Raw genomic sequence first — 18,262 nt, 5'->3', positions numbered from 1 at the left:
GTCGATCTGCGCCAGCATGCGACACCCCCGTCAAAATCGAAGTGTCGCAAGACAGATCACACGAATTCCCGATTCTGGAATCCCCCCAGCAACACCCGAGTCAATCCGTCGCACCCAAGATGTGTGCATGCCTTAGTGCGTTCGCAGGGACACCCGTTGCGGCGCGACGCCGGATCGCCTTCGATGCGCCCGGATCGGCCGGATTCAGTCGCCCTGCCACGACCCGAAAGTTGCAATATTCCCCAACATCGCCCGATTTCCCATGAAATCGCCGTAAATCCCCGGCTTTTGCAATCGCGGGCGGACACGCTTAGAACGTCGGCACAGCAACCCAGCAGAAATCGGCAGGAATCGGCATGGATCGGATTCGCATCGTCGGCGGCGCCAAGCTCAACGGCACCATTCCGATCTCCGGCGCCAAGAACGCAGCACTTCCGTTGATGATCGCCGGTCTTCTGACCGACGAGACGCTGATTCTCGACAACGTGCCGCGGCTCGCCGACGTGGCGCAGCTGCAACGCATTCTCGGCAACCACGGCGTCGACATCATGGCCGCCGGCAAGCGCCCCGGCGACCACGAATATCAGGGCCAGACCCTGCACATCTCGGCCAAGGCGATCATCGACACCACCGCGCCCTATGAGCTGGTGTCGAAAATGCGCGCCTCGTTCTGGGTGATCGCGCCGCTGTTGGCGCGGATGCACGAAGCCAAAGTCTCGCTGCCCGGCGGCTGCGCGATCGGCACCCGCCCGGTCGATCTGCTGATCATGGCGCTGGAGCAACTCGGCGCCACGCTCACTATCGACGGCGGTTATGTGATCGCCGCGGCGCCCGGCGGCCTCAAGGGTGCTGCGATCGACTTTCCCAAAGTGACCGTCAGCGGCACCCATGTCGCGCTGATGGCGGCGACGCTGGCCCGCGGCACGACCATCATCAGCAACGCGGCCTGCGAGCCGGAGATCGTCGACGTCGCCGACTGCCTCAACAAGATGGGCGCCAGGATCAGCGGCGCCGGCACCCCACGCATCGTGATCGAAGGCGTGGCCCGATTGCACGGCGCCCGCCACACCGTGCTGCCCGACCGCATCGAGACCGGCACCTATGCGATGGCGGTGGCGATGACCGGCGGCGACGTGCAATTGTCCGGCGCGCGGCCCGAACTGCTGCAATCGGCGCTCGACGTGCTGACGCAGGCCGGCGCCACCATCACCGTCAACAATGACGGCATCCGCGTCACCCGCAACGGCGCCGGCATCAATCCGGTGACCGTCACCACCGCGCCGTTCCCGGGTTTCCCGACCGATCTGCAGGCGCAGCTGATGGCGCTGATGGCCTGCGCCAAGGGCGCCTCGCACATCACCGAGACGATCTTCGAAAACCGCTTCATGCATGTGCAGGAGCTGGCGCGGTTCGGCGCGCGGATCCAGCTTGACGGCGAGACCGCGACCATCGACGGCGTCGAGAAATTGCGCGGCGCCCCGGTGATGGCGACCGATCTGCGCGCCTCGGTGTCGCTGGTGATCGCCGGCCTCGCCGCCGAAGGCGAGACCATGGTGAACCGGATCTATCATCTCGACCGCGGCTTCGAACGGCTCGAGGAAAAGCTCTCCGCCTGCGGCGCCACCATCGAGCGCATCAGCGGATAGGTGCAAGGTGACGCGGTGACCGGGCTGCTCAAGCTGATCGCGCTGGATGCCGACGATCTCGCGGTGATCTCCGCCCATGTCCAGGACGCAAGGATGCACGCCGGCGATATCATCTGGCGGCAGCACGAGAAGCGGCTGGTGCTGGGCTTGAGCCGGCCGGACTGGGATCAGACCCTGGCCGGCGAGACGGTGCCCGGGCGGTTGATCGCGGCGCTGCGGTTCGACCGGGTGCTGGCCTGCAAATCCCGCAACATCGACCTCGACACCCCCGGCGCGATCCTGGAATTGCTCGGCATCGAGTTCTATCCCGGGCGGGCACCGGGCGGCACGGCGCTGTTGATGTTCAGGAACGGCGGCGCGCTGCGGCTCGACCTCGAATGCCTGGAATGCGAACTGACCGACCTTGGTCCCGACGACCTTGGTCCCGACGATCTCGGCCTCAGCGATCCCGACGGCGCCGGACCTTGAGCCGCGGCGCGATCCCGCCATCCGGCCCGTCCTGCGACGCCAATTCTATGCCCTCAAGGGTTGACGGCGATTTGTCGCCGCGCCATTGAGCAGGGGGCCCTTCGGACGAAGACCCCTGCTGGAACCCGCAAATGCCCATTCGCCTCGATCGCCGCAACGCCGATTTCGCTTCCCGATTCAACGCCTTCCTCGCCACCAAGCGGGAGGCGTCGCTGGACATCGAGAACGCCACCCGCGGCATCGTCGATGACGTCGCAAGGCGCGGCGACGCCGCACTGCTGGAGGCCACCGCCAAGTTCGACCGCTTGCCGCTCGAGGCCACAGGCCTCGCGATCTCGCCGGATGAGGTTGCGGCGGCGGTTGCGGCCTGCGACGCCGAGACCATCGATGCCTTGAAGCTGGCGCGCGACCGCATCGACTCGTTTCATCGCCGGCAATTGCCGAAGGACGACCGCTTCACCGACGCGCTTGGCGTCGAACTCGGCTGGCGCTGGAGCGCGATCGAGGCGGTCGGGCTCTATGTGCCCGGCGGCACCGCGTCCTATCCGTCCTCGGTGCTGATGAACGCGGTGCCGGCCAAGGTCGCCGGCGTCGAGCGGCTGGTGATGGTGGTGCCCACCCCGGACGGCAAGCTCAATCCTCTGGTGCTGGCGGCGGCGTCGCTCGGCGGCGTCACCGAGATCTACCGGGTCGGCGGCGCCCAGGCGGTGGCCGCGCTCGCCTACGGCACCGCGACCATTGCGCCGGTGTCGAAGATCGTCGGCCCCGGCAACGCCTATGTCGCCGCCGCTAAGAGGCTGGTGTTCGGCAAGGTCGGCATCGACATGATCGCCGGCCCCTCCGAGGTGGTGATCATCGCCGACGCCACCGGCAATCCGGACTGGATCGCCGCCGACATGCTGGCGCAGGCCGAGCACGACGCCAATGCGCAGTCGATCCTGATCACCGACGACGCCGCGCTCGCCGATGAGGTCGAGCGCGCGGTCGCGGCGCAGCTCACCACGCTGTCGCGGGCCAAGATCGCCAGCGCCTCCTGGACCGATTACGGCGCGGTGATTCTGGTCGGCAATCTCGACGAGGCCGCCGAGATCGCCAATGCGCTGGCCGCCGAGCATCTGGAAATCATGACGCGCGATCCGGAGGCGGTGGCGGGCCGCGTGCGCAATGCCGGGGCGATCTTCCTCGGCGCCCACACCCCGGAGGCGATCGGCGACTACGTCGGCGGCTCCAACCACGTGCTGCCGACCGCGCGCTCGGCGCGGTTCTCTTCCGGGCTCGGCGTGCTTGACTTCATGAAGCGAACCTCGATGCTGAAATGCGGGCCCGATCAGTTGCGTGCGCTGGGTCCGGCGGCAATGACGCTAGGCAAGGCCGAAGGCCTCGATGCCCATGCGCGCTCGGTTGGATTGCGCCTCAATTTGCGATGAGCCAGCAAGAACCAGACGATTCCCGAAATTGCATCGTCGCGGTGACGCTGGACGAGGAATCGATCGGGCGTTCCGGTCCCGACATCGAACACGAGCGCGCGATCGCGATCTACGACCTGGTCGAGAAGAACCTGTTCGCGCCGCAGGGCGCCGTCGAAGGACCGTACACGCTGCATATCGGCATCACCGGCAACCGGCTGATGTTCGACATCCGCCGCGAGGACGGCAGCCCGGTGATGGTGCATCTGTTGTCGCTGACCCCGTTCCGCCGCATCGTGAAGGACTACTTCATGATCTGTGACAGCTATTATCAGGCGATCCGCACCGCCACGCCGGACAAGATCGAGGCCATCGACATGGGCCGCCGTGGCATCCATGACGAGGGCTCGCGCACCTTGCAGGAGCGGCTCGCCGGCAAGGTGCGGATCGATTTCGAGACCGCGCGGCGGCTGTTCACGCTGATCTCCGTGCTGCACTGGAAGGGTTGAGCGATGAACGCCGCGCGCGGGCCTGGGTTCAGCCGGCGCCTGCGCGACGCTCCGTGGTGCTGAGCGATGCCGACGCCGCCGCGGTCCCGCGTTCCGCAAGCCGTGCTGTTCGCCTGCGGCCAGAACAGCGTGCGCTCGCCGATGGCCGAGAGCCTGCTGCGGCAGATCGCGCCGCGCACCATGTATGTGCGCTCCGCCGGGGTGAACAAGCAGGAGCTCGACCCGTTCGCGGTGGCGGCGATGGCCGAACTCGGCCAGGACATTTCCAGGCACAAGCCGGTCACCATCGACGAACTCGACGACTACGAAGGGCTGAATTTCGACCTGATCATCACGCTGTCGCCGGAGGCGCACCACAAGGCGTTGGAATTGACCCGCAGCTACGCCATCGACGTCGAATACTGGCCGACCGCCGACCCCACCGGGCTCGAGGGCAGCCGCGCGCAGCGGCTCGACGCCTACCGCGCGGTGCGCGACAGTTTGCAGCGGCAGATCCGCAAACGGTTCGGCCGCCAAGGCCTGGGGAATGAATAGTTGAGTGCAGCGGGCTACCAGCGGTCGATGCCGTTTCGATCCGGCGGTCCGGCATGTTAGGAACGACGCAGGGACATGGGCAGCCGACCTGTATGATCACACGCCTGGCTATCTCGGGATATCGATCGCTGCGCGACATCCGGCTGGCGCTGGGGCCGCTGAATGTGGTGACCGGCGCCAACGGCAGCGGCAAATCCAGTCTCTATCGCGCGCTGAAGCTGCTGGCCGACATCGCCCAGGGCCGGGTGATTCAATCGCTGGCCGCGGAGGGCGGACTGCAGTCGACGCTGTGGGCCGGCCCGGAAAGCTTCTCCCGCCGGATGCAGGCCGGCACCGAGCCGGTGCAGGGCACCGCCCGCAGCAAGCCGGTCGGGCTGAAACTTGGGTTTTCCGGCAAGGACTACGGCTACGCCATCGATCTTGGCCTGCCGTTGCCGGCCAGTTCGCTGTTCGGCCGCGACCCGGAGATCAAGGCGGAAAGCGTTTGGACCGGCGAGCTGCTCGGCCGCGCCAATGCCTTCGCCGAGCGCCGCGGCCCCCATGTGCGGATCCGCAGCGAGACCGGCGCCTGGCGCGAGGCGCTGCGCAACCTGGCGAGCTTCGACAGCATGATGACCCATGGGGCGGATCCGCACGACGCCATCGAACTGCTGATCCTGCGCGAGCGGATGAAACAATGGCGATTCTACGATCAGCTGCGGACCGACCGCGAGGCGCCGTCGCGCCGGCCGCAGATCGGGACCTACACCCCGGTGCTGGCCGGCGACGGCTCGGATCTGGCCGCGGCGATCCAGACCATCATCGAAATCGGCGATCCGGCCGAACTGGACGCCACGGTGGCGGACGCGTTTCCGAATGCACGCCTGGCTGTCGCCGAACGCGACGGCTATTTCGAATTGCAGATGAAGCAGCACGGCCTTTTGCGGCCGCTGAAAGCCGCGGAACTGTCCGATGGAACCCTGCGTTATCTGCTACTGGTGGCGGCGCTTCTGTCGCCGCGCCCGCCGGAACTGATGGTGCTGAACGAGCCGGAGTCCAGCCTGCATCCGGATCTCTTGATTCCGCTGGCCCGGCTGATCGCTGCCGCCGGCAAACGCTCGCAGGTCATCGTAGTGACCCATGCAGCGGAGCTGGTGGCCGCGCTGCGGCAGGAGGGCGGGCGTCAGCTCTTGCTGGACAAGCAGCTCAGCCAGACCGTGGTGGACGGCGACGATGCGCCGGCCTGGGCTTGGCCGTCGCGCTAGCGCATTCGGTGCGGGCCGTGCAGGCAGCGCCTCGCGCCTGACCGATGAAAACTGCGGCGTTGCACCTGCATGGTTGTCGAAGCCGGATGCATCCGATAGGTTCCGCGCGCAGTCCTCCAGCCCCGAAATCCCCTTATGCTCGGCCGCCCCAAATTCGTTCTCGCCTCCGGTTCGCCGCGGCGCCTCGCCCTGCTCAACCAGGCCGGCATCGAGCCCGATGCGTTGCGCCCGGCCGACATCGACGAGACCCCAACGCGGGGCGAGCTGCCGCGCTCCTGCGCCAATCGCCTCGCCCGCGCCAAGGCCGAGGCGGCGTTGAAATCGGTGCAGCTCGACGACGATCTGCGCGGCGCCTATGTGCTGGCCGCCGACACCGTGGTCGCGGTCGGCCGCCGCATCCTGCCCAAGGCCGAGCTGGTTGACGAGGCCTCGCAATGCCTGCGGTTGCTCTCCGGCCGCAACCACCGGGTCTACACCGCGATCTGCCTGGTGACGCCGAAGGAGAGCTTCCGGCAGCGGCTGATCGAGAGCAAGGTGCGGTTCAAGCGGCTCAACGAGGACGACATCGAGGCCTATGTCGGCTCCGGGGAGTGGCGCGGCAAGGCCGGCGGCTATGCGGTGCAGGGCATCGCCGGCACCTTTGTGGTCAAGATCGTCGGCTCCTATACCAATATCGTCGGGCTGCCGCTGTACGAGACGATCTCGCTGCTCGGCGGTGAGGGCTTCCCGATCCGCTCCGGTTGGCTCAATGCCAGCTGACAAGCCGGCCAACGGCGACAAGCCCGCCGCGCCCGCCAAGCGCTGCCCGATCTGCGGCAAGCCCGCCACCGAGGCGTCGCGGCCGTTTTGCTCGGAGCGCTGCCGCGACGTCGACCTCAACCGTTGGTTGTCGAATTCCTACAGCATTCCGGCCGCCAAGGACGACGACGACGACGCCGATTGAGCGCCGCGGCACGGGCGCGGCTGCCCACGCCGCCCGACCGCGCCCCGCCAAGGCTTGCCGCGCGCCGCCGGCCGGCGTTTTTTGGACGCCGCGGCGGGCTGTTGAAACTCCAGACCTTTTCCCTGCATAAATCGACATCGCCCGGGTGGACAGCGCTGCCCGGCCTGACTATAACCCGGCGCTCCCTGGACGTTCCGGGGCGGCGCCCAGGTAGCTCAGTTGGTAGAGCATGCGACTGAAAATCGCAGTGTCGGTGGTTCGATCCCGCCCCTGGGCACCATTCAAATCAAACAGTTAGACGGTTGAAGCGGGCCCGCCGGGCGAATTTGTCGGCCGCCGGCCGCCGGCCGCCGGCCGCCGGCCAATTGCCGATTGCGTGCCTCGCGCCGCGCTCTCTGCCCTCGCCCCGATCGATCGCTGTCAGCCCGCGCGCCTGCGCACGCGGCAGCGCCTCACCTGCAGGATCATGACCGCCGCTGATTGACTGCGCGCGGAGCTGGCGGCGGCGCGGGCGGTGCCGAAGCATGGGACCGGCGCGTCGCGCTGCCTTGCAATTGCGCAGCCGCTGCTTCTCTTCTGTCCTTGCGCCCGGAGGCGGCGCCCGATTATGTCTATACAAGTCGGATCGCCCATGGTGAGGAGCCGCGCTAAAATATGAGTGACGCCGTTCTTGCCTTCGAGGATATCGGCCAGGATTTTCCCGCGCCGGGCCACAGCGCCGCGATCCGGGTGCTGGACGGCCTCTCCTTCGAGGTCGGCAGCGGCCAATTCGTCGCGGTGATCGGCCCCTCGGGCTGCGGCAAGAGCACCTTGCTGCAGATGGCCGCCGGGTTGCTCAAGCCCACGCGCGGCAGGGTGCGGCACCGGGGCCGCGCCATCGACGCGGTCAATCGCGAGGTCGGCTTCGTGCCGCAGCAGGCGCAATTGTTTCCCTGGAAGACGCTTTCCGAGAACGTCGAACTGCCGCTGCTGTTGCGCGGCGTTGCGCCGGCCGAGCGCCGGCAGCGGGTCGCCGAAGCATTGCAGTCGGTCGGGCTCGGCGGCTTCGAGGACTACTTTCCGAGTCAATTGTCCGGCGGCATGCAGAAGCGCGGCTCGATCGCCCGCACGCTGATCTACCGGCCCGACGTGATCCTGATGGACGAGCCGTTCGGCGCGCTCGACGCGCAGACCCGGATGGTGATGCAGCACGATTTGCAGATGCTGGCGCAGAACGCCGGCGCCACCATCCTGTTCGTCACCCACGACATCACCGAAGCGGTGGTGCTGGCGGACAGCGTGGTGATCATGGGGCAGCGGCCGTCGCATCTGTTGGCGACCATTCCGATCGAGCTGGCGCGGCCGCGCGACGTGTTCGAGCCGTTCCGCAATCCGGGCTATGAGGCGGCCTACGACGCGGTGTGGTCGGTATTCCGCTCGCAGATCGAGATCCGGCACCGCGCCCCCGAGATGGACGCCCGCTCATGAACGACGCCGTCGCTGATCGTCTCGCGTCCGACCAGGCCTCCGCGGCGCCGCCGCTGCGCCGCGAATGGGCGCAGCGGCTGCTGGTGCTGCTGCCGGGCCTCGCGCTGTTGGCGTTCTGGCAATGGGCGTCGGGCCGGCTGATCAAGGAGATCTACATCAGCAAGCCGACCGCGATCATGCTGCGGCTCTACGAATTGTTCGCCTCCGGCGAGATCTATCCGCATCTGTGGACCACCGGCCAGGAGCTGGTGATGGGTTACGGCATCGGCGTCGCCGCCGGCATCGTCGGCGGCTATGCGCTGGGGCGTTCGCCGCGGTTGGCGCGGATCTTCGAGCCCTATGTGATGGCGTTTTACGGCGTGCCGAAGATCGCGCTGGCGCCCTTGTTCATCATCTGGTTCGGCATCGGGGTCGGCTCCAAGGTGGCGCTGGCCTCGATCATGGTGTTCTTTCTGGTGTTCTATAACGTCTATGCCGGGGTGCGCGGCGTCGACCGCGAAGTGGTCAATCTGGCGCTGGTGATGGGGGCCAACCAGCGGCAGCTGACCTATCACGTCTATCTGCCGGCCGCGGCGCCCTATGTGATCCTCGGCATGCGGATGGCGGTGCCCTATGCGGTGATCGGCGTCATCGTTGGCGAGTTCACCTCGTCGATTGAAGGCCTCGGCCTTTTCATCCACGAGGCCTCGGCGACCTATGATCCGGCCGGGGTGTTCGCCGGCATCGTCATCCTGCTGGCCTTCGTGGTCGGCGCCAATGCCGTCACCGGCCGGCTGGAACGGCGGTTGCTGCGCTGGCGCAAACCCTCCGGCCAGGGGCCGAGCGATATCTGATGCCGTTCAAAGTGAGAGGCCCATGATGCGATCGATTGCCAAACTGACTGCCGCGGCGGTGCTGGCCGCGACGCTGTCGCTGCTGCCGCAACTGGCGTCGGCGCAACAGAGCGTGCGGATCGGGCAGGGGGTCTCGACGCTGAGCTTCCTGCCGCTGTGGGCGGCGCGCGCGCTGAATACGTTTGCGCCCGAGGGCCTGAATGCGACTGGGGTGATGATGCCGGGCGGCGATTCCGCGGCACTCGCCGCACTTGATTCCGGCGATATCGATCTCGCGGCGGTCGGCTCCGAGACCGTGCTGCGCGCCGCCGCCAAGGGCCAGCCGTTCGAAATCGTCTACACGCTGATGTCGAAGGTGACGCTGCAACTCGTGGTGTCGCCGGCGTTTCTCGAAGCCGCCAAGGTGACAAAGGACGATCCGTTGCAAAAGCGGCTCGCCGCGCTGAAGGGCGCGGTGGTCGGCGTCGCGGCGATCGGGGGCACCCAGGAGACCGCGGCGCGCTGGCTCGCCGCCAAGGGCGGGCTCGATCCCAAGGCCGATATCAAGGTGGCGCAGGTCGGCAATCCGGTGGCGCTGCAGGCCGCACTCGAGAACAAACGCATCGACGCCTTCGTGCTGTCGCCGCCGGAAGGCTATCTGGCGGCCAAGGCCGGCAGCGGCGTGGTGTTGGTGTCGCTCGGCGACGACTTCCCGCTGCTCGCCGATCAGCCCTATCTGGTACTGGCGGCGAAGCAGCCGATCGACGCCAAGACCGCCGAGCTGATCACCAAGACCGCCCGCGCGCTGCAGGCGGCAAGTGTTGCGCTCACCGACAGGCCGGAGCCCACTGCGCTGGCGATTCAGAAACAGTTCTTCGCCAAGGCCGAGCCAGAGTCGATTGTCGCCGCGATCGCGGCGATGCGTAGCGGGGTGGCCAGCGGCGGTCAGCTCGATACCAAGAGCTTCCAGAACCTGCTGACGTTTTCCAAGGAGGTCGGCAGCAACTTCGGCAAGGAGTTCGACGCCGCGGGCTCCGATAACGATCTGTGGACCAACCGCTTCGTCGACGCCGCCAGAAAGAAGTAGTTCGCTGCGGCGTCAGATTGATCAACGGCATCGGGCGGTCGACCCGTCATTGCGAGGAGCTCTTGCGACGAAGCAATCCAGGGGCTCCACAGGGAGCCCCTGGATTGCTTCGCTCTTCGGTCGGCGCTACGCGCCGCCTTCGGCTCGCAATGACGCCCTCCCGATTTTGCTCGCTCGGTCAGACATTCAGAGCGGAATGACGTTATCTTCGAATCGCCATGCTGTTCGCTCACCCGGCCGGGGTGAACCGCGCGATCAGATTGTAGAGATGGCCGGGATGGGTCAGCCGCACCGCGGTGATCGGCTCGCCGTTGCGCCAGGTTTTGCGTTCGATCACCAGGCAGGCGGTGCCGGGGTCGATCTTCAGATCCGCGGCGTCGGTGCCCTCGGCGTTGCAGGCGATGATGCGATGCTCGGCCTCGGTCCACGGCACCTGGCCGACCAGCCAGCTGTTCGGCGGCGTCACGGAAAAATCCTGCTGCAAGGCGGCCGGCACCGCCTGCGGGTTGATCAGCCGGTCCTCGATCGCGAACGGCTCGCCGTCGGCCTCGTGCCGGCAGCGCAGCGCCAGCACGACGTCGCGGGCGCCGAGCGCGAGCCGGGCCTTGTCGTGCGCGGTGGCGATCCGTTTGGTCAGCTTGAGCAGCTTGAAGCCGTAGCGTTCGCCGCGCTTCTCGACCTCGGCCTTGAGGTCGGGAATCTGCAGGATCGCGGATTGCGCGCGCGGCCGCGACACGAAGCTGCCGGCGCGGCGGCGGCGCACCACGAGGCCCGCCGCGGCCAGCGCGGACAGCACCTTGTTCACGGTCATCCGCGAGCAGGCATAGGATTCCATCAGCTCGTGCTCGAACGGCACGCGGTAGCCCGGCGGCCACTCGCCGGACAGGATCCGGGTTTCGAGATCGGTGCGGATGCGCTGATACAGCGCCACCGTCCCGGCCGGCTTTTGCTCGATGCTCATGCCGCCAACAATCGCTCCAGGGTGTTTTTGAATCGCCGCGCCACCGCGTCGCGGTCGTGATGCCGGCCGCCGCTGACCAGCTTGCGGCCGGCGGCCCAGACGCAGTCGACCGGCGTCTGTTGCCCTGCAAAAATCCAGCCGTCGAGGATCGCGTCGCCGCCGCGGCCGGCCAGCGCGATATGGCCGGCATCGAGGCTGATCAGATCGGCCGGCGCGGCTTCCTGCAGGCCGGCGCTGGCGAGGCCGAGCGCCTGCGCGCCGCCTTGCAGCGCGGCGTCGAACAGCGCGCGGCCGGTGGAAGCTTGTCCGTGCGCCATGACGTTGCGGGTGCGCTGCGCGAGCCGCTGGCCGTATTCCAGCAGCCGCAATTCATCGGCAAGCCCGATCTGCACGTTGGAATCCGAGCCGATGCCGTAGCGGCCCCCGGCGCCGAGCAGGCGCGGCGCGTCGAAAATGCCGTCGCCGAGATTGGCCTCGGTGATCGGACACAGCCCGACCACCGCGCCGCTCGCCGCTGTGCGCGCCAACTCGTCAGCCGAAGCGTGGGTGGCATGGACCAGGCACCAGCGGCGGTCGACCGGCGCGTGGTCGAGCAGCCATTGCAGCGGCCGTTGCCCGTGAAACGCCAGGCATTCTTCAACTTCCAGAACCTGCTCGGCGACATGGATGTGAATCGGTGCATCGCCGGCGAGCGCCAGCACGGCGGCGAGTTCGTCCGCGCTCACCGCGCGCAGCGAATGCGGCGCCACCCCGACCACGGCGCCCGGCACTGCGGCCACCGCGCGGCGGCTCGCCTCGAGCAGCCGCGCAAATCCGTCGATGCTATTGACGAAGCGGCGCTGCGCCGGGCTCGGATCGCGGCCGCCGAAACCGGCATGGGCGTAGAACACCGGCAGCAGCGTCAGGCCGATGCCGGTCGCCTGCGCGGACGCCGCGATCCGCTCCGCCAGTTCGGCGATGTTGTCGTAAGCCGCGCCGGATATGTCGTGATGGATGTAGTGGAATTCGCCGACCCGGGTGAAGCCCTTCTCCAGCATCTCGACATAGGCCTGCGCCGCCACCGCTTCGATATCGTCCGGGCTGATGCGGCCGACGAAGCGATACATCAGCTCGCGCCAGCTCCAGAAACTGTCGGTCGACGCGCTTCTGACTTCGGCAAGCCCCGCCATGCCGCGCTGAAAGGCGTGGCTGTGCAGATTGCAGATCCCCGGCAGGCCGATGCGGTGCCGCTCGTCGCCGGGCTGCGGCGCGGCGCCGCTCTCGATGAAGGCGAAGCGACCGGCCTCGATCAGCAGCCGGACGTTTTTCGCCCAGCCCTGCGGCAGCAGCGCATCCTCAAAGAATAATCCGGACACCCAGGCCTCCGATGCTCGCCGTGGACTGGACAGACGACGGCTCCTCAAATATGTATAGACAAATGGATCGCCTGCCAAGCGCCTCGCATCTGGGATCGCCGTCATGAGTGTCGTGGATCGGATCTGGCACCGCTGCCGCCTGGCGACGCTGGCGCCGTCGCGCGAAGGCCTCGGCCTGATCGAACACGGGCTGATCGCCAGCCGCGACGGCCGCATCGTCTATGCCGGCGCCGCCGCCGAGGCGCCGGCGGCTCTTGAGGCGCGCGAGCGGATCGACTGCGGCGGGCGCTGGATCACGCCGGGCCTGATCGATTGCCACACCCATCTGGTCTATGGCGGCAACCGCGCCGATGAATTCGAGCGGCGGCTCGCCGGCGCCAGCTATGAAGAGATCGCCCGCGCCGGCGGCGGCATCGTAGCAACGGTGAACGCGACGCGGCAAGCCGACACCGCGGCGCTGGTCGCCGCCGCACTGCCGCGGCTCGACGCATTGATCGCCGAAGGCGTCACCACGCTCGAGATCAAATCCGGCTACGGCCTCGAGCTTGCCACCGAGCGGCGGCAGTTGCAGGCCGCGCGCCGTCTCGCGGATCACCGCGCGGTGACGGTGCGCACCAGCTTTCTCGGCGCGCATGCGGTGGCGCCGGAGATGTCCGGCGACAAGGACCGCTACATCGACGCGGTGTGCGAGACCATGCTGCCGGCGATCGCAGCCGACGGCCTCGCCGACGCGGTCGACGCGTTCTGCGAGGACATCGCGTTCTCGCCCGAGCAGGTGGCGCGGGTATTTGCCAAGGCCCGCGCGCTCGGTCTGCCGGTGCGGCTGCACGCCGATCAACTGTCGAACCTGCACGGCGCGGCGCTGGCCGCACGCTTCGGCGCGCTGTCGGCCGACCATCTGGAATACGCCGACGACGACGGCGTCGCCGCGATGGCGCGCGCCGGCACCGTGGCTGTGCTGTTGCCCGGCGCGTTCTATTTCATCCGCGAAACCCAAACCCCGCCGATCGCCGCGATGCGCCGCCACGGCGTGGGAATCGCGCTCGCCACCGACAACAATCCCGGCACCTCGCCGCTGACCTCGCTGCTGTTGACCATGAACATGGGCGCCACGCTGTTCCGGCTCACCGTCGACGAATGCATCGCCGCGGTGACGCGCGAAGCGGCGCGCGCGCTCGGGCTGTTCGCAGAGATCGGCAGCCTCGAAGCCGGCAAATCCTGCGATCTCGCGATCTGGGACATCGAGCGCCCCGCCGAGCTGGTCTATCGCATCGGCTTCAATCCGCTGCATGCGCGGGTTTGGCGCGGCATCCCCGACGCCGCCGCGCCGTCACGCAACTAACCGCCGCCAAGGACCAAGCCTCATGACCCGCATCGACAACGCCCGTCTCATCCGCGCCGCGCGCGGCCCTGAGCTTTCCGCCAAATCCTGGCTGACCGAGGCGCCGCTGCGGATGCTGATGAACAATCTCGATCCCGAGGTCGCCGAGCGGCCGAACGAACTCGTGGTCTATGGCGGCATCGGCCGCGCCGCGCGCGACTGGGAGAGCTTCGACCGGATCGTTGCGACGTTGCGGCGTCTCGACGGCGACGAAACCCTGCTGGTGCAATCCGGCAAGCCGGTCGGTGTGTTCAAGACCCATGCCGACGCGCCGCGGGTGCTGATTGCCAATTCCAATCTGGTGCCGCATTGGGCGACCTGGGAGCATTTTTCCGAGCTCGATCGCAAGGGCCTGATGATGTACGGCCAGATGACCGCGGGGTCGTGGATCTATATCGGCAGCCAGGGCATCATCCAGGGCACCTACGAGACCTTCGTCGAGATCGGCCGCCAGCATTTCGGCGGCAACCTCAAAGGCAAATGGATTCTCACCGGCGGGCTCGGCGGCATGGGCGGCGCGCAGCCGCTGGCCGCGGTGATGGCCGGCGCGTCGTGTCTTGCCGTCGAATGCCAGCCGTCGCGGATCGAGATGCGGCTACGCACCCGCTATCTGGATCGCCAGGCTGCTAATCTCGACGAAGCGCTGGAGATGATGGCGCGAGCTTCGCGCGACGGCCAACCCGTCTCGGTGGGGCTGCTCGGCAACGCCGCCGAGGTGTTTCCCGAACTGGTGCGGCGCGGCGTGCGGCCGGACATCGTCACCGACCAGACCTCGGCGCATGATCCGGTGAACGGCTATCTGCCGAAAGGTTGGAGCCTTTCCGAATGGCAATCGCGGCGCGAGAGCGACCCGGCGGCGGTGGCCAAAGCCGCCAAGCAATCGATGGCCGAACACGTCCGCGCCATGCTGGCGTTTCACCGGCTCGGCATTCCGGTGGTCGATTACGGCAACAACATTCGCCAGATGGCGCTCGACGAAGGCGTCACCGACGCGTTCGATTTCCCCGGCTTCGTGCCGGGCTACATCCGGCCGCTGTTCTGCCGCGGCATCGGGCCGTTCCGCTGGGCGGCGTTGTCCGGCGATCCCGAGGACATCTATCGCACCGACGCCAAGGTCAAGGAGCTGTTGCCGGACAACGCCGCGCTGCATCACTGGCTCGACATGGCGCGCGAGCGCATCGCGTTCCAGGGACTGCCGGCGCGGATTTGCTGGGTCGGGCTCGGCGACCGCCATCGGCTTGGGCTGGCCTTCAATGAGATGGTGGCGCGCGGCGAAGTGAAAGCGCCGATCGTGGTCGGCCGCGATCATCTGGATTCCGGCTCGGTCGCTTCGCCGAACCGCGAAACCGAATCGATGAAGGACGGCTCCGACGCGGTGTCGGACTGGCCGCTGCTCAACGCGCTGCTGAATTGCGCGAGCGGCGCCACCTGGGTATCGCTGCATCACGGCGGCGGCGTCGGCATGGGTTACTCGCAGCACGCCGGCATGGTGATCGTCTGCGACGGCACGCCGCAAGCGGCAACGCGCATCGGCCGGGTGCTGTGGAACGATCCGGCGACCGGGGTGATGCGTCACGCCGACGCCGGCTATGATCTGGCGATCGACTGCGCGCGGGAAAAGCAGCTCGACCTGCCGAGCCTGCGCTGAGGCGCGGCCCTTGCGGATCATCCGGGCGAGCAGTTGCAAGAGCATGCCGTGGAAAAACGGCGGCGGCTCGACCACCGAAATCGCCGCGTCGCCGCGGGGCGCCTCGCTGGAGACGTTCGACTGGCGGATCAGCATGGCGCGGGTGGCGTCGGACGGTCCGTTCTCCAGCTTTCCCGGCGTCGATCGCACGCTGGCGATTGTGCAGGGCCACGGACTTGAACTAATCGTCGGCGGCGCGCCGCCGTTGACGCTGACGCAGGAGACTGCGCCGGTCGCGTTTGCCGGCGACGTTGCGACGCAGGCGAAGCTGATCGACGGCGAGACCACCGACCTCAACGTGATGACCCGGCGCGGACGCTGGCAGCATCGGCTGCTGCGCTGTGCGGAAGCGACGCGCTGCGAGTTCGAAGATTGCGACATCGCGGTGGTGGTGGCGTTGCGGGGCCGCATCGAGGTCATAACCGGCAGCGCGCGCGAGACGCTGGCGCCGCGCGACGCCGCGCTGTTGCAGCGTGACCCGGATTTCGGCGTGCAGATTGTGCCGGCCGAAGCGAGCGCGTGCTATCTGGTGCTGCTGCGCCCTGCCGCGCTACCAGGATGACCTAAAATCGGCACCGTCAGCCGCGTCATTGCGAGCGAAGCGAAGCAATCCAGAGGCAACCTGCGAGGACTGGATTGCTTCGTCGCAAGAACTCCTCGCAATGACGGAACTGGCGATCCGTGCCACCGAGAGTCATCCCGCGCCAGCAGGCATCTCTAGCCCGGCTGCGCATAGCCCGCGGCGTCAGCCTCGGCGGCCCAGGCCGTAATCACATCGTAGTCCGTGACATGCACCGGCGCGAAGCCTTGCAGGCACAGCTTTTCGCGCAAAGCTGCGCAGCTGGCGTCATCGCCGAAGGTCAGTAGTGCCGACCGCAGCGCCTCGACGACGTCAGCCGGACATTGTGGGCTCGCCACCAGAAAGGGAATCGGCGCCGCGTCGGTGCTGGCGACGATCCTGATCTGTGAGGCGAACTCCGGCTGATGCCGCAGCATCAGATCGAGCGCATAGCCATCGAGCGGCCCGACGTCGATATCGCCGGCCAGCACCGCCTCGATCACCCGCTGCGGCGTCACCAGCGGCCCGATGCTTTCGCGATAAAGCTGGCCGCGCGAACGCCAATACGGCAGCAGATGGTGGCGCAGTGCGTTGTAGCCGGAATGCGAGTCCGCCACGGTGTAGCCGAGCCGGCTGCCGAAGGTGTCTTCCAGCGATTGATAGTTTGACTCCGCCCGCACGACCAAGCGCGTCTGGTACAGCGGCCGCCCGGGAACGGGCGCATTCAGCAGCAGCGGTGCGGCGACCGGCTGCGGCTTCGGCGCGGCGCGCGTGAACGGCAAGCCGCACATGAAGCCGTAGCCGAGGTCGGGCCGCGACCACAGCTCCGACAGCGGCGCCGGAAAGGCGTGATCGATGACTTGCAGATCGACGTTGCTTGTCGCCGCCAGCCAGCCGAACAGCTCGCGCCACGCCGCCGCCGCCGCTTGATCGACCGCGTACATCCGCGCATTGGCGATCCAGGGCATCGTTCCCGTGCTAAGCGTCAGCGGCGTACTCATCATGATCTCAATATAGCGCGGCGTCCAAGTTCGTCATTGCGAGGAGCCCTTGCGACGAAGCAATCCAGGGTCACGCCTGCAGCCCCTGGATTGCTTCGCTGTTCGGACGTCGCTGCGCGCCGTCCTCGGCTCGCAATGACGGCACGGCCATTGTGCGAAGCGTTCACGCGAAGCGCAGCCGCTGGCCGAGGCCGAGCCGCTTGGATTTTTCCAGCATGGCGTGACCGAGCGCGATGTCCGACAGCGACAGTCCGCGATGCCAGAACAGATTGGTCTCGTCCTCGCTCTGCCGCCCGGGCTTCAGCCCGGCGACGATCTGTCCCAACTCGGCATGCAGCGTCGTCTCCGACAATTTGCCGGCCTCGACATGGGCGCGCAGGCTGCCGAACTTGCCGCCCTTGCACTGCCCCCAGTCGTCGACCACCATCTTGCTCATGATGTCGGTGAGCGACAATTCGACCGCGCTCATCGTGCCGTAGGGCACCACCAGCGCGCCTTGCTTGATCCACGCGGTCTTCAGCATCGGCGTGGGCTGGTCGAGCCGCGAGGCCTCGACCACGATGTCGGCGCCTTCGACGCAAGCCTGCCAGTCGGACGTCGCGATCACCGGCTTGCCAAGATCCGCGCTCAGCCGTGTGGCAAAGGCGTCGCGGCTCTCCGGGCGGCGCGAATGCACCCGGATCTCGTCGAAATCGAACAGGTGATCGAGCAGCCGCACGTTCCAATAGGCGGTGCCGCGCGCGCCGACATGGCCGAGGATCTTCGAATTCTTGCGCGCCAGATGCTTGGCACCGATCGCGGTCACCGCGCCGGTGCGCATGTCGGTGATGCCGCCGGCATCGAGGATCGCCTTCGGCGCGCCGGTGCGCGGATCGAACAGCGCCAGCATCGCCAGCTCCGAGGGAAAGCCGAGTTTGTAATTGTCGACGAAGTCGCCGACGATCTTGACGCCTGCGGAATCGATCGGCGGCTTGATGGCGCCGCGCAGCACGTTGAAATGCCCGTTCGCCACGCCGGGCTCGAGATGCATGCGCGGCTCGATCACGGTTTCGCCGCGGCCCTGGCTGAGCAGCCCGCCTTCCACCGCCGCAAGAATCTCGTCGTCGGTGATCTTCAGCTCTTCGATGTCGAGGCGATTGAGAAAGTCGATATAGATCGGGGGCAAGAGGCTTCTCCTTGTTGCCGCGCTTTGCGCTCGGCTG

The 18,262-nt window shown here is 67.5% G+C and carries 18 protein-coding genes and 1 tRNA gene; 15 read left to right on the top strand and 4 right to left on the bottom strand.

Features of this window, described 5'->3' with window-relative positions; genetic code table 11:
• The first annotated feature begins 356 nt into the window (after positions 1-356).
• The 12 genes from murA (at position 357) to VGC77_RS20140 (ending at position 10,116) form a co-directional block, all read left to right on the top strand.
• Positions 357-1,646, top strand: a complete 1,290-nt coding sequence (gene murA, locus VGC77_RS20195; RefSeq protein ID WP_331173352.1) for a UDP-N-acetylglucosamine 1-carboxyvinyltransferase — start codon at positions 357-359, stop codon at positions 1,644-1,646.
• A 15-nt stretch (positions 1,647-1,661) separates the two neighbouring features.
• Entirely contained in the window at positions 1,662-2,114 is a 453-nt protein-coding gene (locus VGC77_RS20190; RefSeq protein WP_331173351.1) for a DUF2948 family protein, read from the top strand.
• Between the two features lie 131 nt (positions 2,115-2,245).
• Entirely contained in the window at positions 2,246-3,541 is a 1,296-nt protein-coding gene (gene hisD / locus VGC77_RS20185; protein ID WP_331173350.1) for a histidinol dehydrogenase, read from the top strand.
• The gene (locus tag VGC77_RS20180) at positions 3,538-4,029 is read left to right on the top strand and encodes a UPF0262 family protein (protein WP_331173349.1); all 492 of its coding nucleotides are present in this window, start codon (positions 3,538-3,540) and stop codon (positions 4,027-4,029) included. The genes hisD and VGC77_RS20180 overlap by 4 nt, the downstream gene beginning before the upstream one ends.
• A gap of 66 nt (positions 4,030-4,095) precedes the next feature.
• Positions 4,096-4,563, top strand: a complete 468-nt coding sequence (locus VGC77_RS20175) for an arsenate reductase ArsC (protein ID WP_331173348.1) — start codon at positions 4,096-4,098, stop codon at positions 4,561-4,563.
• Between the two features lie 92 nt (positions 4,564-4,655).
• Positions 4,656-5,807 carry an AAA family ATPase gene (locus VGC77_RS20170; protein ID WP_331173347.1) on the top strand — a complete coding sequence of 384 codons (1,152 nt, stop codon included), beginning with the start codon at positions 4,656-4,658 and terminating at the stop codon, positions 5,805-5,807.
• A 135-nt stretch (positions 5,808-5,942) separates the two neighbouring features.
• Complete coding sequence (locus VGC77_RS20165; RefSeq protein ID WP_331173346.1) at positions 5,943-6,566, top strand: Maf-like protein; 624 nt, start codon at positions 5,943-5,945, stop codon at positions 6,564-6,566.
• Positions 6,556-6,750 carry a DNA gyrase inhibitor YacG gene (yacG, locus tag VGC77_RS20160; protein WP_331173345.1) on the top strand — a complete coding sequence of 65 codons (195 nt, stop codon included), beginning with the start codon at positions 6,556-6,558 and terminating at the stop codon, positions 6,748-6,750. Before VGC77_RS20165 ends, yacG begins: the two co-directional genes overlap by 11 nt.
• A gap of 204 nt (positions 6,751-6,954) precedes the next feature.
• Positions 6,955-7,030, top strand: a tRNA-Phe gene (locus VGC77_RS20155).
• Positions 7,031-7,404: 374 nt separating this feature from the next.
• Positions 7,405-8,217 carry an ABC transporter ATP-binding protein gene (locus tag VGC77_RS20150; RefSeq protein WP_331173344.1) on the top strand — a complete coding sequence of 271 codons (813 nt, stop codon included), beginning with the start codon at positions 7,405-7,407 and terminating at the stop codon, positions 8,215-8,217.
• Positions 8,214-9,050: an ABC transporter permease gene (locus VGC77_RS20145; RefSeq protein WP_331173343.1), complete on the top strand. Its 837-nt coding sequence runs from the start codon at positions 8,214-8,216 to the stop codon at positions 9,048-9,050. The genes VGC77_RS20150 and VGC77_RS20145 overlap by 4 nt, the downstream gene beginning before the upstream one ends.
• A gap of 22 nt (positions 9,051-9,072) precedes the next feature.
• A complete protein-coding gene (locus tag VGC77_RS20140; RefSeq protein ID WP_331173342.1) occupies positions 9,073-10,116 on the top strand; it encodes an ABC transporter substrate-binding protein in 1,044 nt (347 codons plus the stop codon).
• A gap of 229 nt (positions 10,117-10,345) precedes the next feature.
• Here the strand turns inward: VGC77_RS20140 and hutC are convergent, their stop codons facing one another.
• Together hutC and VGC77_RS20130 are read right to left on the bottom strand one after the other, a co-directional pair.
• The gene (hutC, locus tag VGC77_RS20135; protein ID WP_331173341.1) at positions 10,346-11,077 is read right to left on the bottom strand and encodes a histidine utilization repressor; all 732 of its coding nucleotides are present in this window, start codon (positions 11,075-11,077) and stop codon (positions 10,346-10,348) included.
• Positions 11,074-12,432, bottom strand: a complete 1,359-nt coding sequence (locus tag VGC77_RS20130; RefSeq protein WP_331173340.1) for a formimidoylglutamate deiminase — start codon at positions 12,430-12,432, stop codon at positions 11,074-11,076. Before VGC77_RS20130 ends, hutC begins: the two co-directional genes overlap by 4 nt.
• Before the next feature lie 103 nt (positions 12,433-12,535).
• Between VGC77_RS20130 and hutI the strand changes: the two genes are divergently transcribed.
• From hutI to VGC77_RS20115, 3 genes are read left to right on the top strand one after another with little or no spacing between them, the layout of a single operon-like run.
• Complete coding sequence (gene hutI, locus VGC77_RS20125; RefSeq protein ID WP_331173339.1) at positions 12,536-13,774, top strand: imidazolonepropionase; 1,239 nt, start codon at positions 12,536-12,538, stop codon at positions 13,772-13,774.
• 22 nt (positions 13,775-13,796) lie between these two features.
• Positions 13,797-15,461: a urocanate hydratase gene (gene hutU / locus VGC77_RS20120; RefSeq protein ID WP_331173338.1), complete on the top strand. Its 1,665-nt coding sequence runs from the start codon at positions 13,797-13,799 to the stop codon at positions 15,459-15,461.
• Complete coding sequence (locus VGC77_RS20115; protein ID WP_414709702.1) at positions 15,403-16,062, top strand: HutD family protein; 660 nt, start codon at positions 15,403-15,405, stop codon at positions 16,060-16,062. The genes hutU and VGC77_RS20115 overlap by 59 nt, the downstream gene beginning before the upstream one ends.
• A 155-nt stretch (positions 16,063-16,217) precedes the next feature.
• Here VGC77_RS20115 and VGC77_RS20110 read toward each other — a convergent pair whose 3' ends face one another.
• The gene (locus VGC77_RS20110; protein WP_331173336.1) at positions 16,218-17,060 is read right to left on the bottom strand and encodes a phosphate/phosphite/phosphonate ABC transporter substrate-binding protein; all 843 of its coding nucleotides are present in this window, start codon (positions 17,058-17,060) and stop codon (positions 16,218-16,220) included.
• A gap of 163 nt (positions 17,061-17,223) precedes the next feature.
• The gene (locus VGC77_RS20105; protein ID WP_331173335.1) at positions 17,224-18,225 is read right to left on the bottom strand and encodes an ornithine cyclodeaminase family protein; all 1,002 of its coding nucleotides are present in this window, start codon (positions 18,223-18,225) and stop codon (positions 17,224-17,226) included.
• Positions 18,226-18,262 lie beyond the last annotated feature (37 nt).

Source organism: Rhodopseudomonas sp. (assembly GCF_036404135.1).
In the GTDB taxonomy this organism is placed as follows: Bacteria; Pseudomonadota; Alphaproteobacteria; order Rhizobiales; family Xanthobacteraceae; genus Rhodopseudomonas_A.
Note: the sequence above shows the minus strand (reverse complement) of the source record. Positions and strands in the feature narration are given on the sequence as shown.

What these genes read in the sequence shown, in the direction of transcription:
- VGC77_RS20115 (WP_414709702.1), top strand. Translation starts at nt 15,403, where the DNA reads ATGATCTGGCGATCGACTGCGCGCGGGAAAAGCAGCTCGACCTGCCGA.
- murA (WP_331173352.1), top strand. Translation starts at nt 357, where the DNA reads ATGGATCGGATTCGCATCGTCGGCGGCGCCAAGCTCAACGGCACCATT.
- hutC (WP_331173341.1), bottom strand. Translation starts at nt 11,077, where the DNA reads ATGAGCATCGAGCAAAAGCCGGCCGGGACGGTGGCGCTGTATCAGCGC.
- yacG (WP_331173345.1), top strand. Translation starts at nt 6,556, where the DNA reads ATGCCAGCTGACAAGCCGGCCAACGGCGACAAGCCCGCCGCGCCCGCC.
- VGC77_RS20150 (WP_331173344.1), top strand. Translation starts at nt 7,405, where the DNA reads ATGAGTGACGCCGTTCTTGCCTTCGAGGATATCGGCCAGGATTTTCCC.
- VGC77_RS20110 (WP_331173336.1), bottom strand. Translation starts at nt 17,060, where the DNA reads ATGAGTACGCCGCTGACGCTTAGCACGGGAACGATGCCCTGGATCGCC.
- VGC77_RS20165 (WP_331173346.1), top strand. Translation starts at nt 5,943, where the DNA reads ATGCTCGGCCGCCCCAAATTCGTTCTCGCCTCCGGTTCGCCGCGGCGC.
- VGC77_RS20175 (WP_331173348.1), top strand. Translation starts at nt 4,096, where the DNA reads ATGCCGACGCCGCCGCGGTCCCGCGTTCCGCAAGCCGTGCTGTTCGCC.
- hutU (WP_331173338.1), top strand. Translation starts at nt 13,797, where the DNA reads ATGACCCGCATCGACAACGCCCGTCTCATCCGCGCCGCGCGCGGCCCT.
- VGC77_RS20145 (WP_331173343.1), top strand. Translation starts at nt 8,214, where the DNA reads ATGAACGACGCCGTCGCTGATCGTCTCGCGTCCGACCAGGCCTCCGCG.
- VGC77_RS20180 (WP_331173349.1), top strand. Translation starts at nt 3,538, where the DNA reads ATGAGCCAGCAAGAACCAGACGATTCCCGAAATTGCATCGTCGCGGTG.
- hisD (WP_331173350.1), top strand. Translation starts at nt 2,246, where the DNA reads ATGCCCATTCGCCTCGATCGCCGCAACGCCGATTTCGCTTCCCGATTC.
- VGC77_RS20170 (WP_331173347.1), top strand. Translation starts at nt 4,656, where the DNA reads ATGATCACACGCCTGGCTATCTCGGGATATCGATCGCTGCGCGACATC.
- VGC77_RS20140 (WP_331173342.1), top strand. Translation starts at nt 9,073, where the DNA reads ATGATGCGATCGATTGCCAAACTGACTGCCGCGGCGGTGCTGGCCGCG.
- hutI (WP_331173339.1), top strand. Translation starts at nt 12,536, where the DNA reads ATGAGTGTCGTGGATCGGATCTGGCACCGCTGCCGCCTGGCGACGCTG.